Origin of the sequence: Janthinobacterium sp. NKUCC06_STL, from assembly GCF_019345455.1 — a bacterium.
GTDB classification, from domain to species: domain Bacteria; phylum Pseudomonadota; class Gammaproteobacteria; order Burkholderiales; family Burkholderiaceae_D; genus Janthinobacterium; species Janthinobacterium rivuli.
Map to the genome: position 1 here is coordinate 189287 of NZ_JAHKQY010000012.1, position 9981 is coordinate 199267.

Here is a 9981-nt window from a genome sequence, read left to right on the forward strand (position 1 = left end):
CAGCTGTACTTCAATCATGGCCGCGCGGCCTGCGCCGGCGGCGGGCCGGCGCGGTCGTCTAGGCGACTCAGCGTCCGGCAAACTCGTTCAGATAATTCACCAAGGCTTGCACACCCTCGATCGGCATCGCGTTATAGATCGATGCACGCATGCCGCCGACGGACTTGTGGCCCTTCAGCTGCAGCAGGCCGCGCTGCTTGGCGCCGGCCAGGAATGCGTCGTTCAGACTTTCGTCGCGCAGATAGAACGGGATGGTCATGCGCGAGCGGTATGCGGGGTCGACCCGGTTCTGATAGAAGTCGTCCGCATCGAGCGCCGCGTACAGCAGCGCCGCTTTCTCAATATTACGCTGTTCCATGGCTGCAACGCCACCCTGGCGTTTGAGCCACTGGAAAACCAGGCCGGCGATATAGATGCCGTAGGTGGGCGGCGTGTTGTACATCGACTCATGTTCGGCCACGATGGTCCAGTCGAAGGCCGACGGGCAGATCGGCAGCGCCTTGCCCAGCAAGTCTTCGCGCACGATGACCAGGGTCAGGCCGGCCGGGCCGATATTTTTCTGCGCGCCGCCGAAGATGACGCCATATTGCGACACGTCGATCACGCGCGACAGGATGTGCGAGGACATGTCGGCCACGATGGTGGTCCCCGCCGGCACGCCTGGCGCCTGCTGGAATTCCACGCCGTCGATGGTTTCATTGGTGCAGATGTGCAGGTAGGCGGCGCCTGGCGTCAGCTTCCATTCGGAGACGGGCGGCACGCCCGTGAAATGGGTGGCCTTGGACGACGCGGCCACGTTCACGTTGGCATACTTGGCCGCTTCCTGGACCGACTTGCCCGACCACGAGCCTGTGTGCACGAAGTCCACGGTGGCCGGCTGCTGCGCCGCCAGTCCCGCCAGGTTCATCGGGATGATGGCGTTTTCGCCCAGGCCACCGCCCTGCAGGAACAGGATTTTATAGTTGTCGGGCACGGCCAGCAGCTCGCGCAGGTCGGCCACTGCCTGCTTGTAGATGGAAATGAATTCGGGACCACGGTGGCTCATTTCCATCACCGACATGCCACTGCCATGCCAGTCCTGCATTTCAGAGGCAGCTTGCGCCAGCACTTCCTTGGGCAAGACGGCGGGGCCGGCGGAAAAATTGTAGATATGGGTCACGATACGGTCCTTGGCAAAATGGGAATCTTATTGGGGCGACTGCGTGGCCGCCCGCATGACCTGGTCAAGCACGGCATTCACGCGCGGGATCAGCACGCGCTGGCTGATGGCCATCGACTCGGCCGACAGTTCCGGCATGGTGGCCAGCATCTTGCGGCCCAGCGGCGTCTTGTAGAAGGCCGTCAACTGCTCGACTTCCGGCACCGTGTAAAAGCGCGCATACAGGGGCACCATTTCGTCGCCCAGTTCGTCGATCAGGGTCGGGTCGGCCAATACCTGCGTCAGGGTGGCGATGGCCAGGGGGATTTCTTCCTCGGCGCTGGCCAGCGCGCGCGCCTTGCGCTGTTCGTCCAGGTTCGGGTTGCCGCTGATTTGCTGCTGCGCCGACTGGCGGATCATGGCCGGCACCGATTGCAGCATCTGGTCGAAGATATTGCGCGTCAGTTGCGGGAACTGCATCGCGTCGAGCATGCGCCGCACGGCCACTTTCATGGCGGGGCTGGGCGCCGCCTGGCGCGCCGGGGTGGCTTGCGCGCTCTGGGCCAGGGCCGGCAGGGTCGCAAGGAAGGCCAGCGAAAACGCGGCGAAGAAGGTGGCGACGATTTTTCTCATGGCATGCGGGATATTGAGTGACTTGTAAATAGACATTGCCGGCGATGCATGTCGGCTTACGCCCGACGGGCCAAGCCGACCTACGCAATTCTGTTGGCGGCATAAGCACGCGCCAATAGCAATTGGGGCTCCCGAAAGAGCCCCAATCATCTTACTCCGGCTGAGCCGGATCGACCGGATCGGCTGGTTCAGCCGCTGCCGGCGCAGGCGCGGCGTCCGCCTCCGTCGTCAGCTCGACTTCGTCGATATCCGTTTCCACCACGCGCTGCAGGCCGGACAGCTTGGTGCCGTCTTCCACGGCGATCAGGGTCACGCCCTGCGTCGCGCGGCCCATCTCGCGGATTTCCGACACGCGGGTGCGGATCAATACGCCACCGGTGGTGATCAGCATGATTTCATCGCTGGTATCGACCAGGGTCGCGGCAACCACTTTACCGTTGCGTTCGCTGGTCTGGATGGCGATCATGCCTTTCGTGCCACGGCCATGGCGCGTGTATTCAAGAATCGGCGTACGCTTGCCGTAGCCGTTTTCCGTTGCCGTCAGCACCGACTGCTGCTCGTTCTCGGCCACCAGCAGGGCGATCACGTGCTGGCCTTCTTCCAGGTTCATGCCGCGCACGCCGCGCGCCGTACGGCCCATCGGACGCACGTCGTTTTCGTCGAAGCGCACTGCCTTGCCCGAATCCGAGAACAGCATCACGTCGTGCTGGCCGTCGGTCAGCGCCGCGCCGATCAGGAAGTCGCCGTCGTCCAGGTCGACCGCGATGATGCCGGCCTTGCGTGGATTGCTGAAGTCCTTCAGCGGCGTTTTCTTGACGGTACCGAGGCTGGTCGACATGAAGACATAATGGTCTTCCGGGAACGTGCGGTTCTCGCCCGACAGCGGCAGGATCACGGTGATCTTTTCGTTGTCCTGCAACGGGAACATGTTGACGATCGGCTTGCCGCGCGAATTGCGCGAGCCTTGCGGCACTTCCCACACCTTCAGCCAGTACATGCGGCCACGATCCGAGAAGCACAGGATGTAGTCGTGCGTGTTGGCGATGAACAGCTGGTCGATCCAGTCTTCCTCTTTCGTCGCCATGGCCTGCTTGCCGCGTCCACCGCGTTTTTGCGCGCGGTATTCGGTGATCGGCTGGGCCTTCATGTAACCGGTGTGCGACAGGGTCACGACCATGTCCTGCGGCGTAATGAGATCTTCAGTCTCGAGGTCGGTGGCGTTGAGTTCGATCTGCGAGCGGCGCACGTCCTTGTTGCCGGCGCCGTATTCGTTCTTCGCGGCCGTCATTTCATCGGTGATGATGACGGTGACGCGTTCCGGCTTGGCCAGGATGTCGAGCAAATCGGCGATATGTTCCATCACGTCCTTGTACTCGTTGACGATCTTGTCCTGTTCCAGGCCGGTCAGGCGTTGCAAACGCATTTGCAGAATTTCCTGCGCCTGGTCGTCCGACAGCTTGTACAGGCCATCCGTCTGCATGCCGTAGTGCTTCGGCAGGTTTTCCGGACGGTAGGCATCGATGCCGCCTGGCGTCGTGCCGTCGCCCGTGCGGGCCAGCATTTCGCGCACCACGGACGAATCCCAGGCCTTGGCCATCAGCTCGACCTTGGCGATCGGCGGCGTCGGCGCGGCCTTGATGATGGCGATGAAGTCATCGATGTTGGCCAGCGCGACCGCCAGGCCTTCCAGTACGTGGCCGCGTTCGCGCGCCTTGCGCAGTTCGAACACGGTACGGCGCGTGACCACTTCGCGGCGGTGCGACAGGAAGCATTGCAGCATCTGCTTGAGGTTCAGCAGCTTCGGCTGGCCATCGACCAGGGCCACCATGTTCATGCCGAAGGTGTCTTGCAACTGGGTCTGCTTGTACAGATTGTTCAGCACCACTTCCGGCACTTCGCCCCGTTTCAGCTCGATCACCACGCGCATGCCCGACTTGTCGGACTCGTCGCGGATGTCGGAAATGCCGTCGAGCTTCTTGTCGCGCACGTTTTCAGCGATACGTTCCAGCAAGGATTTCTTGTTGACCTGGAATGGCAGCTCGTCGACGATGATGGCGATGCGGCCGCCATCCTTGCCGTATTCTTCGAAGTGGGTCTTGGCGCGCATGACGACGCGGCCGCGGCCCGTGCGGTAACCGTCGCGCACGCCGGACACGCCATAGATGATGCCGGCCGTCGGGAAGTCCGGTGCCGGGATCAGCTCGATCAATTCATCGATCGTGCACTCGGGATTGCGCAGCACGTGCAGCGCGCCGTCGATGACTTCGGTGATGTTATGTGGCGGAATGTTGGTCGCCATGCCGACGGCGATACCGGAGGAGCCATTGATCAGCAGGTTCGGGATACGCGTCGGCAAGACCGTCGGTTCCTTTTCCTTGCCATCGTAGTTGGGCTGGAAGTCGACGGTATCCTTGTCGATATCGGCCAGCAGCTCGCTGGCGATCTTGTCCAGGCGGCACTCGGTATAACGCATCGCCGCGGCGCCGTCGCCGTCGACGGAACCGAAGTTGCCCTGGCCATCGACGAGCATGTAGCGCAGCGAGAAATCCTGCGCCATGCGCACCAGTGTGTCGTAGATCGAGGCATCGCCGTGGGGATGGTATTTACCCATGGTTTCGCCGACCACGCGGGCGCACTTGACGTAAGGGCGGTTCCACACGTTATTCATTTCATGCATCGCGAACAAGACGCGGCGGTGCACTGGCTTCAAGCCATCGCGCGCATCGGGCAAGGCGCGACCGACGATCACGCTCATGGCGTAATCGAGGTAGCTCTTGCGCATCTCTTCTTCGAGGGAAATAGGAATTGTTTCTTTTGCGAATTGATCCATTGGCGGTTCGACTGATCTCAGGCTGTGGTTAACTTATCTGTTACGCAATGTATGACGCAATACTGCATATCCTGGGTGGCTGTCGTCGTGGACGCCGCGCCGCGCGCTGCTGGCGCGGCCCGGTGTCCATGTCGCAGAGTGCCAGAACAAATCGGCGGGCTGGCGGCACGGCCAGTACGGCTACCGCAAGGGTAGGTGCTGGCCATGCCGTGCCGCCGTGGGCATTTGCTCGACACTCTTGACAGTCAAGCGCACGATTTTAGCATGCGCGCCCAGCTACCTGTACAAATTGGCCATACCGGCAAGATTGGCAGTTTGCACGGGAGCCGTGCATGTTGCTCTGTCGATAATGCACAATGGCAATATCAGTTCAAGACACCTGCCCTTAAAAGAGGCAAAAAAAGCGATCAATTGTTACAGACGCGTTACAAATGGGCATTTTCGTTGCGCAAAAACAACGCACGGTCTAAAATCGGGCAAGCTTTGATTTAACCACGGTCGTGTGCCCCTGATGCGTGTGGCAAAATGACTGGGAAGTTAATTGCTAGTTTCGCAATCTGAAACGAGCGCATATGGTCTACATGATAAAATCTTGGCACGTAGCACCAGTAGCGCAGTGTTGTTCTGCGGATATCACCCCCCGAAAGGAAAAAAGAATGAATAAATTTGTAACGCTGTTTTTCGCTGCATCCGCAGTGATTGCTGGCTCGGCTTCGGCCCAAACCCCAACCTCCCCACCATTCGCGCCAGTTACCACTGACATCAAAGCACCAAGCCCAAAAAGCGCTTACGTGCAAGATGCCCGCGGCGTCATCGTGCGTGACCCATTCGGTCTGTGCTGGCGTACCGGCTACTGGACACCTGCTGACGCGGTGCCAGGTTGCGACGTACCACTGTGCGTAGAGCCAGAAACCCTGCAAGACGGCAAATGCGTGGCTCCTCCAGCACCAGTCGTACCTGCTCCAGCACCAGCACCAGTCGTGCCAGTGCCAGTCGTAGTTGCTCCTACCTCGGAAAAAGTCAGCTTCGCTGCTGATGCATTCTTCGATTTCGACAAAGCTACGCTGAAGCCAGAAGGCAAGTCCAAGCTGGACGAGCTGGCCGCACAACTGGGTGGCATCAACCTGGAAGTCATCATCGCTGTGGGTCACACCGACTCCGTCGGCACCGATGCTTACAACCAAAAACTGTCGGTACGTCGTGCTGATGCTGTCAAAGCCTACCTGGTCAACAAAGGCGTTGAAAGCAACCGCGTGTACACCGAAGGCAAAGGCGAAAAACAACCTGTTGCTGATAACAAAACTGCCGAAGGCCGTGCGAAAAACCGTCGCGTGGAAATCGAAGTTGTTGGTACCCGCAACAAGTAATTGCTGAACCTCTGGACTTGCCGCAAGTCATCGCGCAAGTCAAGAACAGCATGAAAAACCCCGCTACGGCGGGGTTTTTTTTCGTCCGTGGCTGCCCAATTGTAAAATTGCCGCTATTATTCGACCTATGAACGCCGACCCTCTCGAAATCCAAAAATTCAGTGAGCTGGCCCACCGCTGGTGGGACCCCACTTCCGAGTTTCGTCCCCTGCACGAAATTAACCCCCTGCGCCTGGAATGGATCAACGCGAAAGTGCCGCTGGCCGGCAAGCGCGTGATCGACATCGGCTGCGGCGGCGGCATCCTGGCCGAATCGATGGCCCGCAAGGGTGCCGACGTGACGGGCATCGACCTGTCCGACAAGGCCTTGAAAGTGGCCGACCTGCACAGCCTGGAATCAGGCGCCAAGGTACGCTACAAGCTGATCGCCGCAGAAGCCATGGCCGAGGAAGAGCCGGGCCAGTACGACGTCGTGACGTGCATGGAAATGCTCGAGCACGTGCCGGACCCCGCCGCCATCGTCAAGGCTTGCGCCGCGCTGGTCAAACCGGGCGGCCACGTCTTCCTGTCGACCCTGAACCGCAACCCGAAAGCGTATCTGTTCGCCATCCTGGGCGCCGAATACCTGCTGCGTTTGTTGCCGAAAGGCACGCACGACTATGACAAATTCATCACCCCGGCCGAGCTGTCGCAATACCTGCGCAGCGCCGGCCTGGACGTCAACAGCATGCGCGGCATGGGCTACAATCCGCTGACCAAGATTTACTCACTTAATAGCGATACCAGCGTCAATTACCTGGTGGCTTGCACCCGGCCGCTGTAACCATCACGCATAATACAAGGCGGCCGCGGCCGCCATTTTTCATTCCCACTTGACACACTTTGCCCGCCATGATCACTGACCATCTGCCAGCCCCGCGCGCCATCTTGTTCGACCTCGACGGCACCCTGGCCGACACCGCGCCCGACCTGGCAGCGGCCATCAACCTGCTGCGCGCGCGTGCCGGCCTGGCGCCGACGCCGTACGACATCCTGCGCCCCACGGCCTCGGCCGGCGCGCGCGGCATGATAGGCGCGTCGTATGGGATTGCCCCAGGCGAAAGCGGCTACGAAGCCCTGAAAGACGGCTTCCTGAACAATTACGAAGCGGCCCTGGCCGTGGAAAGCCATTTATTCGACGGCATCCCCGCCCTGCTGGAAGGCTTGACCGCCCTAGGCCTGGCCTGGGGCGTGGTCACCAACAAGGCCGCCCGCTTCACCGACCCGCTGGTCGGCCAGATCGGCCTGGGCGCCGCCGGCTGCGTGATCTCGGGCGACACCATGTCGCACCCGAAACCGCACCCCGCCCCCCTGCTGGAAGCGGCACGCCGCCTGGACCTGGCGCCGGAAGACTGCTGGTACGTGGGCGACGACCTGCGCGACATCCAGGCCGGCCGCGCCGCCGGCATGCGAACGGTGGCCTGCGCCTGGGGCTACTGCGGCCCCATCGAGCCGCAGCACTGGAACGCGGACCATTTGCTGGAGACGCCGCAGGCCTTGCTCGCGCTGGTCAGCGCGGTAGTGAAGGCGGCGCAGGAGCGGCAGCTGGCGGCTTGAGGCACATCCCTTTTCGCAGCAGAAAGCTGAGGTCTGACCCGACGGGTCAGCCCCCTTACGCCAATGGCGCGAATGCATCATGCAAGAGTGGGCAGATTGCGCTACAATGAAGGTTCTGTGGGGACGACCTGGTTTCGACGTGGGTTGCAAAGCAGCGCAGGGCATACCGAGGGCGGGCTACCTCGTAAATACAACCTGAAAAAACTTAACTGCAAACGATAACTCGTACGCACTGGCAGCTTAATCGCTGTTAGCTCTAGAACACCTCGTCCCTGGGGTGGGCCGTCAAAAGCTCTAGAGTCATTTACAGGGACTCGTCGTATGCTGGGTTACTTAGCGTCCGACTAAATAATAGGTAACTCGCTTGCCCATAACGTGCACATCCGTGCTGGCTGAGTTAAATTAAATGATAGTGCTAAGTATGTAGAACTGTCTGTAGAGTGCTTGCGGACGCGGGTTCGATTCCCGCCGTCTCCACCACTGAATTGTTTAGAATCAAGTAGTTAGCAAGATGAAGGCTGTCATTATTTGGGTTGTTTTTGGGCTGTTCTAGCCTGGGAATGACAACAAAATGACAGCTTTTTTTTGTTTTGATGAGGTGATTTCCAAACGTCTTTCCTTAAATTCAGCTCCCAAATGTGAGTAAGAGTCAGAATTCGGGACAAGTCGCTCGGCTCGTTGACAGGAAGCGTCTAGACGCCTCTCATAAACCTTGTCAAGTCTTTAATTACCACATAGACTGCGTTACGTAGTTCCAATTCGCCGAGGTTTTTTATGCAACAAGATTTTGTAAAGCCCAAGTTAGAAGGGCAACGCTTTAGCGATCATAGTATCCCGCTGGAGCTGTTGAAGGACTTCGCTGCGCTGGAAGAGATGTTGATTGCGGTTGCAAAATGGGAATACCTCAAGGTTAATCCTGGACGAGCGCGCGTACTTAAGAACTTCTCCCAAGGAGTGGAGTTAAAGCTCGCTCAGGTTGAGGAGGGAAGTGCTATTGCGGCTATCGTTCTCTCGTTCTCTACATTGGTGCCGGCACACGCTGCGACGTATTTGGAGATAGCTCGCTCCCAAATAGTTGAAGCCATTGCAGCAGCATCGGAGAATCGCAAGCCAGATTTACCTCCACAGTTTTTAGCCTATTTTGATCGCGTTGGTCGAGGCCTCAAAGAAGATGAGTCTATGTCGTTTGACAGGCCCGCTGGAGCTACGGCTAGGTTGACTCCAACTATCCGTAAGCGTCTTATTGATGCTGCACACGTTCAAACTTGGACCGAAGAGGTCTTTCTTCGGGGGCGTGTTTGTGAATTCGATCCAGCGCGGGGCAGCTTTGAGCTTGAGCTGCGGGATGGGTTAAAGATCAAAGCTCCGCTACATGAGCAGCATAGAACTTCGATATATGAGGCTGCTCGCTCTTATCCCGATAATGACTATATCCTTGTCCAAGCGATCGCGCTCAAAGACCGCAATAATAAGTTGAAGTCAATTCAGACCGTTGAGCAAATTAGCGAGTTGGATCCGATGGATGTTGCGCTCCGCCTTGATGAGTTAGCGCAGCTGAAAACGGGATGGCTAAACGGAAAAGGGCGCGGGTTCGACAGAGGCAGGCTTGATCGTTTGGCTGTCCAGTTCGACAGGTACTATTCCAGTGAATTTGCTATGCCTCATATTTATCCAACGGCAGAGGGTGGTGTGCAAGCGGAATGGTCACTGGGAGATTGGGAAGTCAGCTTGGAGATAAACGTGGACTCGTTGATTTCTGAGTATCAAGCGTTTAACGTTGCTACACGCGATACCAATGAGCACGAAATTAGCTTAGCCTCAGAAGTAGGCTGGATATTTCTACGAGATCAATTGTCCCAAATCGTAGGAGTGCAAGCATGACGCCGGATACTTTATTGCTACGTCAGGTGCATCCGAGCTTTGTACAGGAAGGACGAGTAACTTCTCAAGCCTTTCGAGCGACACCAAAGGATGAAAAAAAACTCTCCGTCTATGATGGAGATCAAATCACAGCATTGGATAGCTGGAGCCATTTTGTTCAGCAGCCCGATTGTAGCTCTGCCGGCGTGATGGCAATCTCGTGTGCTGAATGCGCTGCGCAGGCCTTGGTGGTCGACCCTGACGGAGTGCCATTTCCATCGCATGTGTCTATTGACTTCAGCGAGTTTGCTGAAAGCGAGATTAAAAAGAAAGCCAAAATCCTAGCAAGAGACGCTCAAATGCGCGGTTGGTTACATCTAACAGATTGAAAAAATGGGCCGGGGTCAGATACCGTCTTGAATGACAAGTCCTTTTGCCAAATAATGCGCATCAAAGGGCCTGTCATTGTGGATCACTCCATAGATCAGATGTGCTAGTTTGTGCATGATCGCGCCAATTACGGCTTTTTTCGCCATGCCCGTTGCAGACAAGCGTTC

9 protein-coding genes and 1 other RNA gene are annotated in these 9981 nt (G+C 58.2%); 7 read left to right on the forward strand and 3 right to left on the reverse strand.

Going from position 1 to position 9981, the window contains the following annotated elements:
- Positions 1–67: 67 nt before the first annotated feature.
- The 3 genes from serC to gyrA form a co-directional block, all read right to left on the reverse strand.
- A complete protein-coding gene (gene serC, locus KO539_RS26940; protein WP_219313150.1) occupies positions 68–1159 on the reverse strand; it encodes a 3-phosphoserine/phosphohydroxythreonine transaminase in 1092 nt (363 codons plus the stop codon).
- 27 nt (positions 1160–1186) lie between these two features.
- Positions 1187–1771 (reverse strand): DUF2059 domain-containing protein, encoded by a 585-nt coding sequence (locus KO539_RS26945; protein WP_219313152.1) that lies wholly within the window; start codon positions 1769–1771, stop codon positions 1187–1189.
- Between the two features lie 151 nt (positions 1772–1922).
- A complete protein-coding gene (gene gyrA, locus KO539_RS26950) occupies positions 1923–4601 on the reverse strand; it encodes a DNA gyrase subunit A (RefSeq protein WP_219313154.1) in 2679 nt (892 codons plus the stop codon).
- A 264-nt stretch (positions 4602–4865) separates the two neighbouring features.
- Between gyrA and KO539_RS26955 the strand changes: the two genes are divergently transcribed.
- The 7 genes from KO539_RS26955 (at position 4866) to KO539_RS26985 (ending at position 9813) form a co-directional block, all read left to right on the forward strand.
- Positions 4866–5093, forward strand: coding sequence for a hypothetical protein (locus tag KO539_RS26955; RefSeq protein WP_219313156.1), 228 nt, complete (start codon positions 4866–4868; stop codon positions 5091–5093).
- 164 nt (positions 5094–5257) lie between these two features.
- Positions 5258–5968 carry an outer membrane protein OmpA gene (gene ompA, locus KO539_RS26960; protein WP_034751810.1) on the forward strand — a complete coding sequence of 237 codons (711 nt, stop codon included), beginning with the start codon at positions 5258–5260 and terminating at the stop codon, positions 5966–5968.
- 127 nt (positions 5969–6095) lie between these two features.
- Entirely contained in the window at positions 6096–6791 is a 696-nt protein-coding gene (gene ubiG / locus KO539_RS26965) for a bifunctional 2-polyprenyl-6-hydroxyphenol methylase/3-demethylubiquinol 3-O-methyltransferase UbiG (protein WP_034751812.1), read from the forward strand.
- Between the two features lie 68 nt (positions 6792–6859).
- Positions 6860–7564, forward strand: coding sequence for an HAD family hydrolase (locus KO539_RS26970; protein ID WP_219313157.1), 705 nt, complete (start codon positions 6860–6862; stop codon positions 7562–7564).
- 119 nt (positions 7565–7683) lie between these two features.
- Positions 7684–8044: a transfer-messenger RNA gene (gene ssrA, locus KO539_RS26975) on the forward strand.
- A gap of 294 nt (positions 8045–8338) precedes the next feature.
- Positions 8339–9445, forward strand: a complete 1107-nt coding sequence (locus tag KO539_RS26980) for a hypothetical protein (RefSeq protein WP_219313158.1) — start codon at positions 8339–8341, stop codon at positions 9443–9445.
- Positions 9442–9813, forward strand: coding sequence for a hypothetical protein (locus tag KO539_RS26985; protein ID WP_219313159.1), 372 nt, complete (start codon positions 9442–9444; stop codon positions 9811–9813). Before KO539_RS26980 ends, KO539_RS26985 begins: the two co-directional genes overlap by 4 nt.
- Positions 9814–9981 lie beyond the last annotated feature (168 nt).

What these genes read in the sequence shown, in the direction of transcription:
- ubiG (WP_034751812.1), top strand. Translation starts at nt 6,096, where the DNA reads ATGAACGCCGACCCTCTCGAAATCCAAAAATTCAGTGAGCTGGCCCAC.
- KO539_RS26955 (WP_219313156.1), top strand. Translation starts at nt 4,866, where the DNA reads ATGCGCGCCCAGCTACCTGTACAAATTGGCCATACCGGCAAGATTGGC.
- KO539_RS26980 (WP_219313158.1), top strand. Translation starts at nt 8,339, where the DNA reads ATGCAACAAGATTTTGTAAAGCCCAAGTTAGAAGGGCAACGCTTTAGC.
- KO539_RS26970 (WP_219313157.1), top strand. Translation starts at nt 6,860, where the DNA reads ATGATCACTGACCATCTGCCAGCCCCGCGCGCCATCTTGTTCGACCTC.
- KO539_RS26985 (WP_219313159.1), top strand. Translation starts at nt 9,442, where the DNA reads ATGACGCCGGATACTTTATTGCTACGTCAGGTGCATCCGAGCTTTGTA.
- gyrA (WP_219313154.1), bottom strand. Translation starts at nt 4,601, where the DNA reads ATGGATCAATTCGCAAAAGAAACAATTCCTATTTCCCTCGAAGAAGAG.
- ompA (WP_034751810.1), top strand. Translation starts at nt 5,258, where the DNA reads ATGAATAAATTTGTAACGCTGTTTTTCGCTGCATCCGCAGTGATTGCT.
- KO539_RS26945 (WP_219313152.1), bottom strand. Translation starts at nt 1,771, where the DNA reads ATGAGAAAAATCGTCGCCACCTTCTTCGCCGCGTTTTCGCTGGCCTTC.